Consider the following 17,684-nt stretch of genomic DNA (forward strand, 5'->3'; position numbering starts at 1 on the left):
CGCAGTCGTTGTCGAAGATGACCGCGCGGTCGGTGGTGTTGAGCGTCCTGCTAGGTGCGCACCCGGCATGGGCGACTTCGGCTGAACTGCTGCAGTTGACATCGGATTTCGGCATCCGCGAGCAGACCCTGCGGGTGGCACTGACGCGGATGGTGGCCGCCGGCGATCTCGTACGCTCCGATGACGGCTACCGGTTGTCCGACCGGTTGTTGAACCGCCAGCGTCGCCAAGACGATGCACTCTATCCGCGCGCCCGCGACTGGGACGGCGAGTGGGTCACCTTGCTGATCACCGCGGTCGGCATGGACGCCCGAGCGCGCGCGGCACTGCGAACTACGTTGCAGGTCAAGCGGTTCGGCGAGATCCGGGAAGGGGTCTGGCTGCGTCCGGACAACCTCGACGAGGAGCTGCCCGCTGAGATCGCCGAGCGGGTGCGGGTGCTGCGCGCACGTGACGCCGACCCGTCGGGGTTGACCGGGCAGCTGTGGGACTTGCCCGGATGGGCAGCCACCGGCCAACGGCTGCTGGACGAGATGGCTGCCGCCGAGGATATCCCGGCGCGCTTTCGGGCCGCTGCCGCGATTGTGCGGCACCTGCTCACCGATCCGGTGCTGCCGAACGAGCTGCTGCCGGCGCACTGGCCCGGCGCAGAGCTTCGACAGGCCTACGCAGACTTCGCCGCCGAACTGGTTGCGCGGCGGGATGAGGGACGACTGGTGGAGGCGACATGAGCGACGAACCTGTGCGGGTAGAACGCAAAGGACCGGTGACGACGGTGATCATCGACCGGCCACAGGCCCGCAACGCCGTCAACGGTCCCACCGCGATGGCGTTGTTCAACGCGTTCGACGAATTCGACAAAGACGAGTCGGCATCGGTGGCCGTACTCTGGGGCGACAACGGAACCTTCTGCGCCGGAGCCGATCTCAAAGCCATCGGCACACCTGAGACCAACCCCACCCATCGCCCTCGGACAGGGTCCGATGTCGCCGGCCGAGCGGCTCCGGGGCCGATGGGGCCCAGCCGCATGCAGCTGTCCAAACCCGTGATCGCCGCGGTCAGCGGGTACGCGGTCGCCGGCGGCCTCGAGCTGGCGTTGTGGTGTGACTTACGGGTGGCCGAAGAGGACGCGGTGTTCGGGGTGTTCTGCCGTCGCTGGGGAGTTCCCCTGATCGACGGGGGCACGGTGCGGCTGCCCAGGTTGATCGGTCACAGCCGGGCGATGGACCTGATCCTCACCGGCCGCGCCGTCGATGCCCAGGAGGCGCTGGCCATCGGCCTGGCCAACCGGGTGGTTCCGAAAGGGCAGGCCCGCCGGGCTGCCGAGGAGCTGGCCGCGGAGCTCGCGGAGTTACCTCAGCTCTGCCTGCGCTCGGACCGGATGTCGATGCTCAATCAGTGGGGTGAATCCGAAGCCGACGCCATGGATTTCGAATTCGGCAGCCTGTCGCGGGTGGCAGCCGAATCATTGGCCGGGGCACAGCGATTCGCCCAGGGCGCCGGCCGCCACGGCACAAAGGCCTAGGTCAGCTGAGGGGCGGGCCAAGGGTCTACGTCGGTGCTGATGCGGTCCGGGGGCCAGCCGGCGCGCTGGCAGAGCTGAATGACCGCCTCGCAGCTGGCAGCCGAGAAGACGGCGAAAACCGTCTGGTCCGTCGGCATGGTCAACGCCATCAACAACGTTGCCGGTGGGCTGTCATCGTCCGTCGCCGAGGCGTCGGAGAGGTGGGCGGCGACCGCCTCCGCCAATTGCGCGACCGGACCAGCCTGGTACCACTCCACCAGGAAGCATCGGCCAGGGGGCAATGTGCCGCTCACACTGCGACTGTATGGCGGATGGCCCTGAGTTGAATGAGGGTTTTCCCTAGACCTCTCGGGTCTGCAGCGCCGCAGAGAGGCCGCCCCGGGAGCGGATGCCCAGTTTGCGGTAGGTCCGGGACAAGTTCATCTCGACCGTCTTGTCGGAGATGAACATCTCGGTGGCGATCTCTTTATTCGACAGCCCAGTAGCTGCCAATTCGGCGATCCGCAGCTCGGTGGGGGTCAAAGCGCGTCCGTCACCACGTGAGCCGTCGAGGCGCGCGAGCTCGGCCTGGACACGCGTTGCCCACAGCGGTGCACCGAGTCGCTCGAAGGTCTGCAGCGCCTCACGCAGCGACCCCGCAGCATCCTGTTTGCGCCGGCGGCGGCGCTGCAGCTGACCCAACACCAGTTGAGTGCGGGCGGTTTCGAACGGCATCGGCAACCGTTGATGGTGTGCGATAGCCGCCTCGAGGGCACGTTGCGCCCCGTCCAGGTCACCGCGGGCGGCCAACACATGACCTCGCCCGCGTGCACCCATTGCCAGCATCCAGGGCCTGTCGACGCGAGTTCCGTTGCGCTCCAGCGCCTGCACAAGCGGCTCTGCTTCATCAGGCCGGCCGAGCATCGAGAGTGCTTCGATCGCGTCGGGCAGATGGCGGCCGAACTCGATCTCGGTGGCGGCGGGATCGAAGGCGTCGAGGTCGGGCTGGAGGACGGTGAGCGCTGCGGAATAGTTGCTCAGCGATACTTCGAGGAAGGCCAGGCTGCTGCGGGGCTCCTTCGCCATCAGATCCGCACCGATCTCATAGGCGGTATCGATGGCCATCTGCGCCGCCGCACGCGCCTCGGCTTCGCGGCCGCTGTAGGCTGCTGCGGCGGCTTGCGGCGTCCACGCCGTGATGAGGGCAAATTGCCCACCCATCTGCTCGGCCCGCTGCAATGCCTCTTCGGCGAGTCGGGTGCCGTCGGCATAACGTCCCGACCACAGGGCGATCGCCGCCAAATGAACTGCAGCCCAGATGATGTCAACCTCTGTGCCGCCGTCGAGCATCTGCTCTCGGACACGGTGCATCAACGTCTCGGCTCGATCGAGATCGCCGGTATAGGCGGTGAGAATCGCCTCAGTGGCGCTGGCTCGAAACCAGGTGGTTGCCCCACCGTGTGGATCCTCGAGCTCGAGCGCCGTCTGCAGCGACTCGCGATCAAGTCCGTGCCCGGCCGCGAACTTGCCCGCCACCCAGATCGAGAGCGCCTGGCTGCGCAGACCCGGCACTCCGAGACGCTCCGATAATTCGACCGCCTGCGCAGCGCATTTCAGCGCGTCGTCGAGACGATCGGCCATCACCAGGGCGATCGCCAGCCGCAGCGAACACAGCAATCCGAGGGCCGGGTCATCGCCGGCCTCGCCGACCGCTTCGCTCATCGCCGCGACCGCGCCGGTCATATCGTCGTCGTAGGCCTTCACCGCGCCCAGCCACATCAACGCCATGCACCGCAGCACTCCAGGCGGTGCCTCACCGAGCGCGGTCTGCAGATGCCTGCGGGCTGCGATCGTCGAGCCGGCCCGGAAATGCAGCTCGCCGGCCCGAATGCGGCGCCACACGCTGTCATCGCCGAGTTTTATTGCCAGTTCGACCAATTCGGCGGCCACGCCGGGAGCGCCTTGGGTAACTGTGGCTTGGGCGGCCGTGTCCAGTGCCGCCAGAGTGTCCGGATCAGCCGTGGTGGCGGCGAGCGCGAGATGCCGGGCCCGGACCTCGGGGCGCGCGGAGTGGGCGGCCAGTTTCTGATGCACGGCCCTGCGACGCGAGGGTGGCGAATTGGCGTAGACACCGGTGGCGAACAAGGGATGGGCGAATCGCACCCGGTTACCGTCGAGGCGCACGATTCCCAGGTTCTCCATCGACTCGAGCACTTCGACCGTGCGGACGGTCGGCATCTCGGTCGCGAGGCTGACCGACTCGATCGTCGGTGCAGCACTGCATGCGGCGGTCAGCAACACGACGTCAGCGTCGTCGGCAGCGTCACCGATGCGACGTCGGACGAGTGCGGCCAAGCTGTCGGGTAGCTCCAAGCCGAGTGCGCTCGGATCGCGGGCCGCACTGGTGGCGAGTTCGAGTGCGAAGAGCGGGTTGCCGCCGGAGATCTCGTGTATCCGGGTGATTTTCGGGCGCGGCAATGTTTGACCCAGCCGGGCTGCCACCAGGGCGTGTACCCCGCCCAGGCTCAGCGGTTCCATCGTTACGCGGGCTACGGTGTCGGGCTGGGGGAAGTGCAGCCAAGACTGTGCATCGGCTGCCTCGGGGTCGCCGGTGCGGAAGGCGAGGATCATGCCGACCCGGCCAGTGAGCCTTCGTGCGGCGAAGCTGATCACCGCCCGGCTGGAGGCATCGAGCCATTGCGCGTCGTCGATGGCCAACAGCACAGGCCGCTGCGTGCTGATTCGCTCGATGACCGACAGAAACCCGGTCGCGACCGTGCGTTCGTCGGTGGCCGGTCCGCTGCCAGCCGTATCACCGACGCAAGCGCGTTCGAGAGCTAACCGATGCACATCGGGCAATGCCGCCAGGGTCGCGGAGTCCACGTCTCTCAACAGGTCCGCAACCGCGGCGTAGGCATACGTCACCTCTGATGGTGACCCGTGCGCGCTGAGCACCCGAAAGTTCCGGTCCTCGGCCTGCTCGCGGGCGTCGAGAATCAGCGTCGTCTTCCCGATGCCCGCTTCGCCCTCCACCAGCAATCCGGCCGGACCGCTTTCGGCGCGCAGGAGAAGGTGAGCCACCGCCTCGGTTTCGCGCGCGCGCTCTACGGCCCCCCTTGCCACGCTCAGCATCTTGACAGGCGCCGAAGACCGGCCGCAGCCAGTTTCACGAATGTGTGTGCTTCGGGTGCCCCGATGGCTCTATAACAGGTCCATGGGGGCAGCGGTGTGGGTCGGTCGGGTCGGTGGTTTGACTGTCGCGCTGGGGCTGGGGGTGGCGATTGCCTCGTGTATCGGTGACGCCTCCGCCGAATCGGGAGCGTCAGGTTCCACTCAATCCTCAACAGGCTCAGCGGGCCCGACCAAAGCCGGCGCCACGCGCAGGGCGTCGGGTGCGAGCGGCTCCAGCGGCAGACCTCCGTTACGTGGGCCGGGGAACGTCTCGCACACGTTCCCTTCTGCTATCGGCCGTGCACCGGCCGCACACCGCCAAACCCCGAGCGCTCCGCGCATGCCGTCCGATGTGGTGCAGCAGATGGTCTACACGCCGATCCATACCGCCGGCCAACTGTGGATCACGAGCAAGGCCGGCCAGGTCGTGGACGGCCTTATCAACAAAGTGGCCGGATCCTATGTGATCGGCAACGGCGCGCCGGGCACCCAAGATCACCGCGACGGCGGCGCCGGCGGATGGCTGCTCGGCGATGGTGGCCCCGGCTTCGGTGGTGTGACTGCCGGAACCGCCGGCGGCACCGGCGGCGCCGGTGGGTTGATCGGCGACGGCGGCGACGGCGGTGACGGCGGAGCGGGGGCCGAGGGTGGTCGCGGCGGCCGGGCCGGTTTGCTCGTCGGCATCGGTGGTGAGGGTGGCGACGGCGGTGACGGAGTCGTCGGCGGCCGCGGCGGCAACGGGGGCAATGGTGCGCTCGTGTTCGGCTGGGGTGGCGATGGCGGCGATGGCGGCGACAGCGGATTGGGCGGTGCGCCTTCAGGATTGACAGCGCTCGGCGGCGCAGGCGGTACCGCGGGCGTATTTGGTTCCCATGGTGAGGTCGGGACATTCGGAACCGTCGTAGGCGCTGTGCCAGATGCTGCGAAAGCAGGATCCATCTCGACCACCGGAAGATGGCTGACCACCGACGACGGGCGGGTCGCAGTCGTGCACGGCGTCAATCTGGTGTACAAGATTCCGCCCTACGATCCGGCGACCGTGGGGTTCGGTGCCGATGACGCACAGTTTCTTGCGGACAACGGATTCAACGTCGTCCGGCTTGGAATAGATTGGGCGGCAGTGGAACCCGAGCCGGGCATCATCGACAGAGGCTACTTGGCCGGAATCAACGCAACGGTGCAGACTCTGGCCGACCATGGCATCTACACCGTTATCGACATGCACCAAGATCTGTACAGCGCGGTATTCAAGGGTGAAGGTGCCCCAGCATGGGCTACGCAGACCGGCGGCCTGCCCAACCCGAATCTCACAAAACCGTTGTTCGGCCTGAACTATTACCTCAACCCTGCGGAGAACTACGCGTGGGATGCGTTCTGGCGCAATGCTGATGCACCTGACGGCATGGGACTCGAAGACCACTACGCGGTCACCTGGCAGGCCGTGGCCGACTACTTCAACGGCGACCCGAGCGTGATCGGCTACAACATCATGAACGAGCCGTGGCCCGGGTCGGGCTGGGGGGTTGCCACCCTGAACGCATCGTTCTTCAGCACCCAACACCTGACCCCGATGTACAACCAGACCATTGCCGCCATCCGGTCCGTGGACGCAAGCACACCGGTGTTCATTTCCCCCGTCGCGCCGACGGTGGAAGTGTTCGGAGGGGTCCTGTTCGGTCAGCCCATCGCTTTGGGGGCCATCGACGACGACAACATTGTGCTGGAGTACCACGGCTACGGAGGGGGATCGATCGGCCTGCGGGCGCTCGCCTCGGTGATCGCGCCCGGCTTTTCGCGGCGGGCCGCCGCGTACAGCGCCAGAAACGGTGTGCCGGCATTCGACGGCGAATTCGGTTCATCGAGCGACGGCTCCGAACTCGACATCGAGACCGAAGCGGCCAACCGTTATCAGATCAGTTGGACCAATTGGGCATACACGGGTGTCGGAGAGATCACCAGCAGCGGCGGGCCGAGGGAGCAGTCGCTGGTGTACGACCCCGCACTGCCGCCGGTTGGCGACAACGTGAATTCAGGCAACCTGCAAGTACTTTCCCGACCGTATCCGACCACGATCGCCGGCACGCCCCGAGGCTGGCAGACCGCTGACGACGGTAGCTTCCGGTTCAGCTACACGACCGAGAAGGTGGACGGCTCCGGGGCGTTCGCAGCCGGATCGCAAACGGTGATCTCGACGCCGGCCGTCCAGTACCCACACGGCTACCAGGTCAGCGTCACCGGCGGGTATGTCGTCTCGCCGCCGAACGCCTCCAGACTCGTCATCGAGTCGGATTCGGATGCGACGGTGGTGAGCGTGATCGTGACGGCCGTACCGGTCTGAGCTCAGCTCTTGTTGAGCGTGTTGCCCGAGCCCAGGTTGTTCACCTTCGGCTCGCCCTTGTAGTTGATGGTGTTGTTGAGGCCGACGACAGACAGTTCCCGGTCGATCTTGTCGAACGTGATCTTGTTGTCCGCGCCGCCGATGTTCACCGACGCGCAGGTCCCCTTGACCGTCAGGGTGTTGTTCGAACCGCCGACGTTCAGTGACTTGCCATTCATGCAGTCGATGTCGGCGGTCGTGCCGAACGAGCCGTAGTTGATGGTGTTGCCGACCTCGACCTGAGCGCCCGAGCTTCCGGCGGTCGCCGACGGGGCGGGCGACTCCTTGCTGGTGGATCCGCAGCCGGCCAGGGCGATGGCGGCGAGAACGCCGATCCCAGCGATGAGGGTGGGGGAGTGCATCGGCATCCGTCCTTCGTAATTACGCCGGAACGCGGTCGATCCGGTTCGTCATTCCCAACTCGCGGCCACGATCGAGGACGAATGGCTCGCCGCTCTTGTACAGGACCGTCTGGTCCCAGCCGTAGACCGTGATGTCGTTGACGACGTTATCCGCGATCACCGTGTTCGACGACCCCTGCGTGGTGACGGCCCAGCACGAGCCCAGCGCGGTGATCTGGTTTTCCGCGCCGTTGATGAACAAGGTCGACCCGTTGCAGTCGACCGTCTGCACGATGCCGACGCCGACGATGTGGGTATCGCCGTTCTTCGCGTGCGCTACCGGCGATGCGACCGTCCCGGTGATCCCCGCCGTCAGGGCGGCTACGCAGGTCGTGATGAGCGCGCAGCCGCGGTGTCCCCAGCTCACCGACATGCCTCTCTTTCCACCCAACCCGAGTTGGAGCCTACGTGGCTGCCGGTCGGTCAACTAGAGTTCTCTTCTCGATCCACCATCGAAGGGCCTCGTCATGACATCTGAGCCGGAACCGGACTCCGCGGCCGACCGGCCGCGCGCCGGCAACCGGTCGTCGGCGAGGTCCGCCAAGCTGAGCCGTGAGGTCATCGTCAACGCGGCGCTGACCTTTCTGGACCGCGAGGGCTGGGACGGTCTGACGATCAACGCGCTGGCCACCCAGCTGGGCACCAAAGGTCCGTCGCTGTACAACCACGTCCACAGCCTGGAAGACCTGCGCCGCACTGTCCGCATGCACGTCATCGACGACATCCTGCAGATGCTGTCCACCGTCGGGCAGGGTCGCACCCGCGACGACGCGGTCACCGCGATGGCCAGCGCCTACCGCAGCTATGCGCACCACCACCCGGGCCGGTACTCGGCGTTTACCCGGATGCCACTGGGCGGCGACGACCCCGAGTTCACTGCGGCCTCGCACGCCGCCGCGGCGCCGGTCATCGAGGTGCTGGCCTCGTACGGCCTGGACGGCGACGACGCCTTCTATGCCTCGCTGGAGTTCTGGGCGGCCCTGCACGGATTCGTCTTGCTGGAGATGACCGGTGTGATGGACATGGTCGACACCGATGTCGTGTTCTCCGACATGGTGCTGCGCCTGGCCGCGGGAATGGCCCACCGCAGCGGGGCCCACGGCTGACCTCCCGTCGGGCAGCCGATATCCGGGGTACGCGGAACCGACGCCAACATTCTGGCGTTGACCTGCAGTAAGGCGCCGTACACCGAGTTTGGAAGGGCGTGCCGCGCCTGGTATCGTAGAAGCTCGTGCCTGGCCGATAGGGGCGCTTGCGGGGACGCATGCGCGCACGCCGGGCAAATTCGCATGTCCAGTATGCATCGGATTCGACCGGTGTGCAGTGGGTGCGACACGCCCGGCAGCGGGGTACGCGGCGGGGTGAAAACAGCAGTACAGAGACTTGAGAACCGCCGAAAGACGTACGAGAGAAGAAAGCCGGTAGATGCCAACCATTCAGCAGCTGGTCCGCAAGGGTCGCACCGACAAGGTCGCCAAGGTGAAGACCGCGGCCCTCAAGGGCAGCCCGCAGCGCCGCGGCGTGTGCACCCGCGTGTACACGACCACTCCGAAGAAGCCGAACTCGGCGCTTCGCAAGGTCGCGCGCGTGAAGCTGACAACCGGCGTCGAGGTGACCGCCTACATCCCCGGTGAGGGCCACAACCTGCAGGAGCACTCGATGGTGCTGGTGCGCGGTGGTCGTGTGAAGGACCTCCCCGGCGTGCGCTACAAGATCATCCGCGGCTCGCTGGACACCCAGGGTGTCAAGAACCGCAAGCAGGCCCGTAGCCGTTACGGCGCGAAGAAGGAGAAGAGCTGATGCCGCGCAAGGGTCCCGCGCCGAAGCGCCCGTTGGTCAACGATCCGGTCTACGGGTCGCAGCTGGTCACCCAGCTCGTCAACAAAGTCCTGCTGGACGGGAAGAAATCGCTGGCAGAACGCATTGTTTATGGTGCGCTCGAACAGGCTCGTGACAAGACCGGCACGGATCCGGTCGTCACCCTGAAGCGCGCTCTCGACAACGTCAAGCCCGCCCTCGAGGTGCGCAGCCGTCGTGTCGGTGGCGCCACCTATCAGGTTCCCGTCGAGGTTCGCCCCGATCGCTCCACCACTCTGGCCCTGCGCTGGTTGGTGAGCTTTTCGAAGGCGCGCCGGGAGAAGACCATGATCGAGCGGCTGGCGAACGAGATCCTCGACGCCAGCAATGGCCTGGGTGCCGCTGTCAAGCGGCGTGAGGACACCCACAAAATGGCCGAGGCGAACCGAGCCTTCGCGCACTACCGCTGGTGATTGCAAGCCGCCGCAGTGCTGCGGCGGCGCGGCGCAATGAATACACCGAATTGATAAGCGAAAGAGTGGGAATTTAGCCGTGGCACAGGACGTGCTGACCGACCTGAACAAGGTCCGCAATATCGGCATCATGGCGCACATCGATGCCGGCAAGACGACGACCACCGAGCGCATCCTCTTCTACACCGGTATCTCGTACAAGATCGGTGAGGTGCACGACGGTGCTGCCACGATGGACTGGATGGAGCAGGAGCAGGAGCGGGGTATCACGATCACCTCGGCCGCTACCACCTGCTTCTGGAATGACAACCAGATCAACATCATCGACACCCCGGGCCACGTCGACTTCACCGTCGAGGTGGAGCGCTCGCTGCGCGTGCTCGACGGTGCGGTAGCCGTCTTCGACGGCAAGGAAGGTGTCGAGCCGCAGTCCGAGCAGGTCTGGCGTCAGGCCGACAAGTACGACGTACCGCGCATCTGCTTCGTCAACAAGATGGACAAGCTCGGTGCCGACTTCTACTTCTCGGTGCAGACCATGCGGGATCGCCTCGGCGCCAACGTGGTTCCGATCCAGCTGCCGATCGGCTCCGAAGGTGACTTCGAGGGCGTCGTCGACCTGGTCGAGATGAAGGCCAAGGTGTGGCGCGGTGAGACCAAGCTCGGCGAGAAGTATGACGTCGTCGACATCCCGGCCGATCTGCAGGAGAAGGCCGAGGAGTACCGCACCGCGATGATCGAGGCCGTCGCCGAGACCGACGACGACCTGATGGAGAAGTACCTGGGCGGCGAAGAGCTCACGGTCGACGAGATCAAGGCCGGTCTGCGCAAGCTGACCGTCACCAGCGCCGGTTACCCGGTGTTGTGTGGTTCGGCGTTCAAGAACAAGGGCGTGCAGCCCATGCTCGACGCGGTCATCGACTACCTCCCGACCCCGCTGGACGTTCCGGCCGCCGAAGGCCATGTCCCGGGCAAGGAAGACGAGATCATCTCGCGCAAGCCGTCGGCCGACGAGCCGTTCTCGGGGCTGGCGTTCAAGGTTGCCACGCACCCGTTCTTCGGCAAGCTGACCTATGTCCGGGTGTACTCGGGCAAGGTCGACTCCGGTGCGCAGGTCATCAACTCGACCAAGGGCAAGAAGGAGCGGCTGGGCAAGCTGTTCCAGATGCACTCCAACAAGGAGAACCCGGTCGAGTCGGCATCCGCCGGTCACATCTACGCGGTCATCGGCCTCAAGGACACCACCACCGGTGACACCCTGAGTGACCCGAACAACCAAATCGTGCTGGAGTCGATGACGTTCCCCGATCCCGTCATCGAGGTCGCCATCGAGCCCAAGACCAAGAGCGACCAGGAGAAGCTGAGCCTCTCGATTCAGAAGCTCGCCGAAGAGGATCCGACCTTCAAGGTGCACCTGGATCAGGAGACCGGTCAGACCGTCATCGGCGGCATGGGCGAGCTACACCTGGACATCCTGGTCGACCGCATGCGCCGCGAGTTCAAGGTCGAGGCCAACGTCGGCAAGCCGCAGGTGGCCTACAAGGAGACCATCAAGCGTCCGGCCACCAACGTCGAGTTCACGCACAAGAAGCAGACCGGCGGTTCGGGCCAGTTCGCGAAGGTCATCATCAACCTCGAGCCGTTCGTCGGCGAGGACGGTGCGACCTACGAATTCGAGAACAAGGTCACCGGTGGCCGGATCCCGCGCGAGTACATCCCGTCGGTGGACGCCGGTGCGCAGGACGCCATGCAGTACGGCGTGCTGGCCGGCTACCCGCTGGTGAACCTGAAGGTCGTGCTCCTCGACGGCGCCTATCACGACGTCGACTCGTCGGAAATGGCCTTCAAGATCGCCGGTTCCCAGGTGCTGAAGAAGGCTGCCGCGATGGCGCAGCCGGTGATCCTGGAACCGATCATGGCCGTCGAGGTCACCACCCCGGAGGACTACATGGGTGACGTGATCGGCGACCTGAACTCCCGCCGTGGTCAGATTCAGGCCATGGAGGAGCGCAGCGGTGCTCGTGTCGTCAAGGCACAGGTTCCGCTGTCGGAGATGTTCGGCTATGTCGGCGACCTTCGGTCGAAGACGCAGGGCCGGGCTAACTACTCCATGGTGTTCGACTCGTACGCCGAAGTTCCGGCGAACGTGTCGAAGGAGATCATCGCGAAGGCGACGGGCCAGTAATCCTGGCTCGCCGGCTTGGCGGACCACAACTGAAAACATCAAAACTGCTTTAGCAAGCACCAACAAGTCCAGGAGGACACAGAAGTGGCGAAGGCGAAGTTCGAGCGGACGAAGCCGCACGTCAACATCGGGACCATCGGTCACGTTGACCACGGCAAGACCACGCTGACTGCAGCAATCACCAAGGTTCTGCACGATAAGTACCCGGAGTTGAACGAATCGCGCGCATTCGACCAGATCGACAATGCGCCCGAGGAGCGTCAGCGCGGTATCACCATCAACATCTCCCACGTGGAGTACCAGACCGAGAAGCGTCACTACGCACACGTCGACGCCCCCGGTCACGCTGACTACATCAAGAACATGATCACCGGTGCCGCCCAGATGGACGGCGCGATTCTGGTGGTCGCCGCCACCGACGGTCCGATGCCGCAGACCCGCGAGCACGTGCTGCTCGCCCGCCAGGTCGGCGTCCCCTACATCCTGGTGGCGCTGAACAAGGCCGACATGGTCGACGACGAGGAGCTCCTCGAGCTCGTCGAGCTGGAGGTCCGCGAACTGCTGGCCGCTCAGGAGTTCGACGAGGAAGCCCCGGTCATCAAGGTGTCCGCGCTCAAGGCCCTCGAGGGCGACCCGCAGTGGGTCAAGAGCGTCGAGGACCTGATGGACGCCGTCGACGAGTCGATCCCGGACCCGGTCCGCGACACCGACAAGCCGTTCCTGATGCCCGTCGAGGACGTCTTCACGATCACCGGCCGCGGCACCGTGGTCACCGGTCGTGTCGAGCGTGGTGTGATCAACGTGAACGAGGAAGTCGAGATCGTCGGCATCAAGCCGACCGTCACCAAGACCACGGTCACCGGTGTGGAAATGTTCCGCAAGCTGCTCGACCAGGGCCAGGCCGGCGACAACGTCGGTCTGCTGGTTCGTGGCGTCAAGCGCGAGGACGTCGAGCGTGGCCAGGTTGTGGTCAAGCCCGGCACCACCACCCCGCACACCGAGTTCGACGGCAGCGTCTACATCCTGTCGAAGGACGAGGGCGGCCGGCACACGCCGTTCTTCAACAACTACCGTCCGCAGTTCTACTTCCGTACCACGGACGTGACCGGCGTGGTGACCCTCCCCGAGGGCACCGAGATGGTGATGCCCGGTGACAACACCGACATCTCCGTCAAGCTGATCCAGCCGGTGGCCATGGACGAGGGCCTGCGGTTCGCGATCCGTGAAGGTGGCCGCACCGTCGGCGCCGGCCGGGTCACCAAGATCCACAAGTGATCTGACCTAGTACCGCGAAAGCGGCGCTCACCTTCGGGTGGGCGCCGTTTTCGCGTTGTGGGCCGAACCCCGGTGCTACGCTTCGGCATCTCAGCGGGGTGGGGCGGTGGACGACGACGATTTCCAGGAGCCGGCATACCCGCCGTCGATCCTGATCGGCGGCGCGGCGTTGGTGGCTGTGCTCGGTGGGATCGTCGCAGCGGTGCTGATGGTCAGTGCCGCCAGTGTCGACGTCCAGCGGATGACCCCGGTTCCCCGCGGCCAGCGGGGTGCGACGGCCGCATCTTCGGTGCCCACTGCGCCCGCGGCCCCGGCGGGTCCCGGGGTGCACAACAATCTCGACGTGTTCGTGAACCGATTGACCCCGCAACTGCCCGGGCTGGACCGCTTACTCCAGCAGCCCTGACAGCGATTTCACAGAGTTCGACCACTTGTCCCCGGTCCCAATTGGGTGTGTTGGCGTTAGTCTGATCGCGACATTGCTGGCCGAGAAGGGGTGTGCCAAATGTTGGGTCGGTATATCAAAGCCCAGTTGACCGTGCTGCTGTTCGGCGGCCTCGTCGGTCCCATTTTCCTGATCGTGTACTTCGCGCTCGGACCGTTCGCGCGGCCGTACATCGGGTGGATGTTCTGGGTCGGTCTGCTCATCACCGCGGGCGACGTGCTGGCGGCGCTCTGGCTGACCAACGCCGGGATCAAGTCCTCGGCGCGGCATGAGGAGCTGAATCAGCGCGGTGTTCTGGTCCTGGCCCAGATCACCGGGATCTCCGATACGTCGTGGTTCGTCAACGACCAGCAGATGATCAAGGTGAACCTGCACTTCGAGGTACCCGGCTATCCAGGCTTCGACACGCAGGAAACCATGGCGTCGAGCCCGACCCGCATGCAGATCCTCAACGGCCACCAATTGGTGGCACTTGTCGAGCCGGGCACCCAGAAGTACGAAATCGACTGGAATGCCAGCGCTTTGATCGCAGGCGTAGTTCCAGCGCAATTCACCCTCGCCGAGGACAACAAGACCTACGACCTGCGCGGGCAGGCCGGGCCGTTGATGGAGATCATGCAGATCCTGCGGGCCAATGGCGTACCGATGAACGGCACCATCGACATCCGCTCCAATCCTGCTGTGCGGCAGCAGGTGATGGCCGTCGTCCGCCGCGCCGCCGCCGGACAGCCCACCGCCGCCGCGCCGCCGCAGGCCGCGCCGCCGCAAGCCGCCCCGGTCCAGGCCGCGCTGCCGGTATATGCGCCGCCCATGCCGGAAGTCACGACCGCGCAGCGGTTACAGGAGCTGGAGACGTTGCGGGCCACGGGCTCGATCAGCGAGGCCGAGTACACCGCCAAACGGCAGCAGATCCTCGCCGACCTCTAGCTTGCCCATCGGCACGTCGCGCAGGGTTTCGGACCGGTCCTTAGAACACGTTCCAGTTGGCTTGCTAGCCTGGCCTGGGATGACCGAAAGGACCATTGATGACAACACCGTCGGGGACGCTCGAGGGGCGAGTGGCATTCGTGACCGGCGCCGCTCGCGGCCAGGGTCGCGCCCACGCCGTACGCCTGGCCCGCGAAGGCGCCGACGTAATTGTCTCCGACATCTGCGCGTCGGTGAGTGACACCATTCCCTATCCCGGGACGACTCCCGAGGACCTCAATGAGACGGTCCGCCTGGTGGAGGCCGAGGGCCGCAAGGTGCTGGCCCGTGAGGTCGATGTCCGTGACGACGCCGCAGTGCGCCAACTGGTGGCCGACGGTGTCGAGCAGTTCGGCCGGCTCGACATCCTGGTTGCCAACGCCGGTGTGCTGTCCTGGGGCCGGTTGTGGGAGTTGACCGACGAACAGTGGAACACCGTGATCGACACCAATCTCACCGGCACGTGGCGCACGTTGCGTGCCGTCGTGCCGGCGATGATCGAGGCGGGCAACGGTGGCTCCATCATCGTGGTGAGCTCGTCAGCCGGCGTGAAGGCGACTCCCGGAAACAGCCATTACGCTGCGTCGAAGCACGGCCTGACCGCCCTGACGAACTCGCTGGCTCTCGAGGCCGGCCAGTACGGCATCCGGGTCAACTCCATCCACCCGTATTCGGTGGCCACTCCGATGACCGAAAACGACGCCATGATGGGCGTTTTCGCCGCACATCCCAGCTATCTACACGGCTTCGCGCCGATGCCGTACCTTCCGGTGGGGCAGAGCGCGACCGGCAAGCGGTCGGACTTCATGAGCGTCGACGAGGTCGCCGACGTGGTGGTCTGGCTGGCCGGCGACAACTCGGCGACCCTGTCGGGCTCGCAGATCAGCGTCGACCGCGGCGTGATGAAGTACTGATTCGACGTCGGGCGACATGGGCTGATCGTCAGCCCGCCTCGGCCAGTACCTCTGCGAATTGCTGCACAGCCCAGTCGATCTCCTCGCTGGTGATCACCAGCGGCGGGGCGAACCGCAACGTCGACCCATGCGTGTCCTTGACCAGCACACCGCGTTCGGCCAGGGCCATGCTGAGATGCTTGCCGGTCCCCAGCCGTTCGTCGATGTCGACGCCGGCCCACAATCCCATGCCGCGCACACTGAGGACGCCGTGCCCGATCAGCGACCGCAGCCCCGCGTGCAGACGCAGGCCGAGTTCGGCTGAGCGCGACTGGAATTCACCGCGCTGCAGGATGCCGACCACGGTGGAGCCGATCGCGGCGGCCAACGGGTTGCCGCCGAAGGTCGACCCGTGCTCGCCGGGATGGAGCACCCCGAGGATGTCGCGATCGGCCGCCACAGCCGACAGCGGAACAACGCCGCCGCCGAGGGCCTTGCCGAGCAGATAGACGTCGGGCACCACACTCCAGTGGTCGCAGGCGAAGGTGTGCCCGGTCCGCGCCAGGCCGGACTGGATCTCGTCGGCGATCAGCAGCACGTTGCGCCTGCTACACAACTGGCGCAGCCGAGGCAGGTAATCGTCGGGCGGGACGATGATCCCGGCCTCGCCCTGGATGGGCTCGATGAGCACCGCCACAGTGTTCTCGTCGATCGCGGCGGCGACGGCGTCGGCGTCACCGAACGGCACGGACCTGAAGCCCGGGGTGAACGGACCGAATCCGCCGCGGGCGGTGGCGTCGGACGAGAAGCTGACGATGCTGATCGTGCGGCCGTGGAAGTTGTTGTCCGCGACGATGATATTCGCCATGCCGGCCGGGACGCCCTTGACGTCGGCACCCCATTTTCTGGCTACCTTGAGGCCGCTCTCCACCGCCTCGGCACCGCTGTTCATCGGCAGCACCATGTCTTTGCCGCAGAGTCCGGCGAGCGCGGCGCAGAACGGCCCGAGCTGATCGGAGTGGAATGCGCGGCTCACCAAGGTCACCGCGTCGAGCTGGCGGTGGGCGGCAGCGATGATCTCGTCGTTGTGATGACCGAAATTGACCGCCGAATACGCGGCCAGGCAGTCCAGGTAACGGCGGCCCTCGACGTCGGTGATCCACGCTCCACGGGCGCTGGCAGCGACCACCGGAAGTGGCGAATAATTGTGTGCGACATAGGTGTTGTCGAGTGCGATGGCATCGGCCGTCGCGCCCGTGACGGTGTCGGCGATGGTCATGAAAATACCTCCAGCGTGCAGCATTTCACCGAACCGCCACCCTTGAGCAGTTCGGACAGGTCGACGCCGACCGGGTGAAAGCCGGCGTGGTAGAGCTGCTCGGCGAAACCGGTGGCCTGGGCGGGGTGTACGACGTGCTTGCCGTCGGACACCGCGTTGAGCCCCAGCACGTAGGCATCGGCGCTCGCCACCTCGATGGCGTCGGGAAAGAGCCTGCGCAGCGATGTGCGCCCATCGTGGGTGAACGCCGGCGGGTAGTAAGCGATCGTGGTGTCGTCGAGTACTGTCAGCGCCGTATCGAGGTGGTAGAAGCGCGGGTCGACCAGTTCCAGGGAGACCACGGGGATCCCGGTGAGGGCGGCGATTTCGGCGTGGGCGTGCGGGTGGGTGCGAAAGCCGGTGCCTGCCAAGATCATTGAGCCGACGACCAGTAGATCGCCCTGTCCTTCGTTCACGTGCCGGGTCGCCACTGGGTCGTGTCCGTGCTGGGCCATCCAGGCGGCGTAGGCCACCGATTCGCCATGACGCTCGGCGTGCTTGAACCGGGCGACGATCGCGGTGTCGTTGATGATGAGTCCGGCGTTGGCTGCGTAGACCATGTCGGGCAGTCCCGGAACCGGCTCAACGAGGTCGACGGTGTGGCCGAGTCGCAGATACGTGTCACGCAGGTTTTCCCACTGGGTGAGCGCCAACTGCACGTCGATGGGGGTTTTCGTGTCCATCCATGGGTTGATGGCGTAGGCGACGGTGAAGTACGTCGGCGGCGTCATCGCGTAATGGCGGATTCGCTGGCTGCGGGGTGTCCTCGTCGATTCGGCGGCGACATCAGGGGACATCGTCATGAAAATAACGATAGAAGCGGCAGTTCACGCAATCAATCGACACCTATTGCGTGTCTATGAACGATCTATTGCGTGAGAG

Annotated in this window: 17 protein-coding genes; 11 read left to right on the forward strand and 6 right to left on the reverse strand. The window is 65.7% G+C overall.

Annotation, left to right across the window (positions count from 1 at the left end; translation table 11 throughout):
* The first annotated feature begins 17 nt into the window (after positions 1-17).
* Both AB431_RS05430 and AB431_RS05435 read left to right on the forward strand, forming a co-directional pair.
* Entirely contained in the window at positions 18-731 is a 714-nt protein-coding gene (locus tag AB431_RS05430) for a PaaX family transcriptional regulator C-terminal domain-containing protein (protein WP_047333117.1), read from the forward strand.
* Positions 728-1,525, forward strand: coding sequence for a crotonase/enoyl-CoA hydratase family protein (locus AB431_RS05435; RefSeq protein WP_047329069.1), 798 nt, complete (start codon positions 728-730; stop codon positions 1,523-1,525). The genes AB431_RS05430 and AB431_RS05435 overlap by 4 nt, the downstream gene beginning before the upstream one ends.
* Here AB431_RS05435 and AB431_RS05440 read toward each other — a convergent pair.
* On the reverse strand, positions 1,522-1,818 hold the full coding sequence (locus AB431_RS05440) for a DUF4242 domain-containing protein (RefSeq protein WP_144418202.1): 297 nt from the start codon (positions 1,816-1,818) through the stop codon (positions 1,522-1,524). The two genes, AB431_RS05435 and AB431_RS05440, sit on opposite strands and share 4 nt — an antisense overlap.
* A 46-nt stretch (positions 1,819-1,864) precedes the next feature.
* The gene (locus tag AB431_RS05445) at positions 1,865-4,627 is read right to left on the reverse strand and encodes a LuxR family transcriptional regulator (protein ID WP_158423515.1); all 2,763 of its coding nucleotides are present in this window, start codon (positions 4,625-4,627) and stop codon (positions 1,865-1,867) included.
* A gap of 388 nt (positions 4,628-5,015) precedes the next feature.
* On the opposite strand from AB431_RS05445, the gene AB431_RS05450 reads away from it, so the two are divergent.
* Entirely contained in the window at positions 5,016-7,013 is a 1,998-nt protein-coding gene (locus tag AB431_RS05450; RefSeq protein ID WP_235435835.1) for a cellulase family glycosylhydrolase, read from the forward strand.
* Between the two features lie 2 nt (positions 7,014-7,015).
* On the opposite strand, the gene AB431_RS05455 is transcribed toward AB431_RS05450, so the two are convergent.
* Positions 7,016-7,414: a DUF3060 domain-containing protein gene (locus tag AB431_RS05455; protein ID WP_082135861.1), complete on the reverse strand. Its 399-nt coding sequence runs from the start codon at positions 7,412-7,414 to the stop codon at positions 7,016-7,018.
* A 19-nt stretch (positions 7,415-7,433) separates the two neighbouring features.
* Positions 7,434-7,826, reverse strand: coding sequence for a DUF3060 domain-containing protein (locus tag AB431_RS05460; RefSeq protein ID WP_047329073.1), 393 nt, complete (start codon positions 7,824-7,826; stop codon positions 7,434-7,436).
* A gap of 94 nt (positions 7,827-7,920) precedes the next feature.
* Between AB431_RS05460 and AB431_RS05465 the strand changes: the two genes are divergently transcribed.
* The 8 genes from AB431_RS05465 (at position 7,921) to AB431_RS05500 (ending at position 15,505) form a co-directional block, all read left to right on the forward strand.
* A complete protein-coding gene (locus tag AB431_RS05465; RefSeq protein WP_047329074.1) occupies positions 7,921-8,559 on the forward strand; it encodes a TetR/AcrR family transcriptional regulator in 639 nt (212 codons plus the stop codon).
* A gap of 319 nt (positions 8,560-8,878) precedes the next feature.
* On the forward strand, positions 8,879-9,253 hold the full coding sequence (rpsL, locus tag AB431_RS05470) for a 30S ribosomal protein S12 (RefSeq protein ID WP_036343468.1): 375 nt from the start codon (positions 8,879-8,881) through the stop codon (positions 9,251-9,253).
* A complete protein-coding gene (gene rpsG, locus AB431_RS05475) occupies positions 9,253-9,723 on the forward strand; it encodes a 30S ribosomal protein S7 (RefSeq protein ID WP_003881868.1) in 471 nt (156 codons plus the stop codon). Before rpsL ends, rpsG begins: the two co-directional genes overlap by 1 nt.
* Positions 9,724-9,802: 79 nt before the next feature.
* Positions 9,803-11,905, forward strand: a complete 2,103-nt coding sequence (gene fusA / locus AB431_RS05480; RefSeq protein ID WP_047329075.1) for an elongation factor G — start codon at positions 9,803-9,805, stop codon at positions 11,903-11,905.
* 84 nt (positions 11,906-11,989) lie between these two features.
* Positions 11,990-13,180, forward strand: a complete 1,191-nt coding sequence (tuf, locus tag AB431_RS05485) for an elongation factor Tu (RefSeq protein ID WP_047329076.1) — start codon at positions 11,990-11,992, stop codon at positions 13,178-13,180.
* Positions 13,181-13,286: 106 nt separating this feature from the next.
* Positions 13,287-13,586, forward strand: a complete 300-nt coding sequence (locus AB431_RS05490; RefSeq protein WP_047329077.1) for a hypothetical protein — start codon at positions 13,287-13,289, stop codon at positions 13,584-13,586.
* Between the two features lie 99 nt (positions 13,587-13,685).
* Complete coding sequence (locus AB431_RS05495; RefSeq protein ID WP_047329078.1) at positions 13,686-14,552, forward strand: SHOCT domain-containing protein; 867 nt, start codon at positions 13,686-13,688, stop codon at positions 14,550-14,552.
* 98 nt (positions 14,553-14,650) lie between these two features.
* Entirely contained in the window at positions 14,651-15,505 is an 855-nt protein-coding gene (locus AB431_RS05500) for a mycofactocin-coupled SDR family oxidoreductase (protein WP_047329079.1), read from the forward strand.
* Between the two features lie 28 nt (positions 15,506-15,533).
* On the opposite strand, the gene rocD is transcribed toward AB431_RS05500, so the two are convergent.
* Positions 15,534-16,763, reverse strand: a complete 1,230-nt coding sequence (rocD, locus tag AB431_RS05505; RefSeq protein WP_047329080.1) for an ornithine--oxo-acid transaminase — start codon at positions 16,761-16,763, stop codon at positions 15,534-15,536.
* Positions 16,760-17,605 carry a dimethylargininase gene (gene ddaH, locus AB431_RS05510; RefSeq protein WP_047329081.1) on the reverse strand — a complete coding sequence of 282 codons (846 nt, stop codon included), beginning with the start codon at positions 17,603-17,605 and terminating at the stop codon, positions 16,760-16,762. Before ddaH ends, rocD begins: the two co-directional genes overlap by 4 nt.
* Positions 17,606-17,684: the final 79 nt, after the last annotated feature.

The sequence above is a fragment of the Mycobacterium sp. EPa45 genome, from assembly GCF_001021385.1.
In the GTDB taxonomy this organism is placed as follows: Bacteria; Actinomycetota; Actinomycetes; order Mycobacteriales; family Mycobacteriaceae; genus Mycobacterium.

Coding starts and splice junctions, on each gene's coding strand:
- AB431_RS05465 (WP_047329074.1), top strand. CDS start 7,921: ATGACATCTGAGCCGGAACCGGACTCCGCGGCCGACCGGCCGCGCGCC.
- rpsL (WP_036343468.1), top strand. CDS start 8,879: ATGCCAACCATTCAGCAGCTGGTCCGCAAGGGTCGCACCGACAAGGTC.
- AB431_RS05500 (WP_047329079.1), top strand. CDS start 14,651: ATGACAACACCGTCGGGGACGCTCGAGGGGCGAGTGGCATTCGTGACC.
- AB431_RS05460 (WP_047329073.1), bottom strand. CDS start 7,826: ATGTCGGTGAGCTGGGGACACCGCGGCTGCGCGCTCATCACGACCTGC.
- AB431_RS05495 (WP_047329078.1), top strand. CDS start 13,686: ATGTTGGGTCGGTATATCAAAGCCCAGTTGACCGTGCTGCTGTTCGGC.
- AB431_RS05430 (WP_047333117.1), top strand. CDS start 18: ATGACCGCGCGGTCGGTGGTGTTGAGCGTCCTGCTAGGTGCGCACCCG.
- AB431_RS05455 (WP_082135861.1), bottom strand. CDS start 7,414: ATGCACTCCCCCACCCTCATCGCTGGGATCGGCGTTCTCGCCGCCATC.
- AB431_RS05435 (WP_047329069.1), top strand. CDS start 728: ATGAGCGACGAACCTGTGCGGGTAGAACGCAAAGGACCGGTGACGACG.
- ddaH (WP_047329081.1), bottom strand. CDS start 17,605: ATGACGATGTCCCCTGATGTCGCCGCCGAATCGACGAGGACACCCCGC.
- AB431_RS05450 (WP_235435835.1), top strand. CDS start 5,016: ATGCCGTCCGATGTGGTGCAGCAGATGGTCTACACGCCGATCCATACC.
- rocD (WP_047329080.1), bottom strand. CDS start 16,763: ATGACCATCGCCGACACCGTCACGGGCGCGACGGCCGATGCCATCGCA.
- rpsG (WP_003881868.1), top strand. CDS start 9,253: ATGCCGCGCAAGGGTCCCGCGCCGAAGCGCCCGTTGGTCAACGATCCG.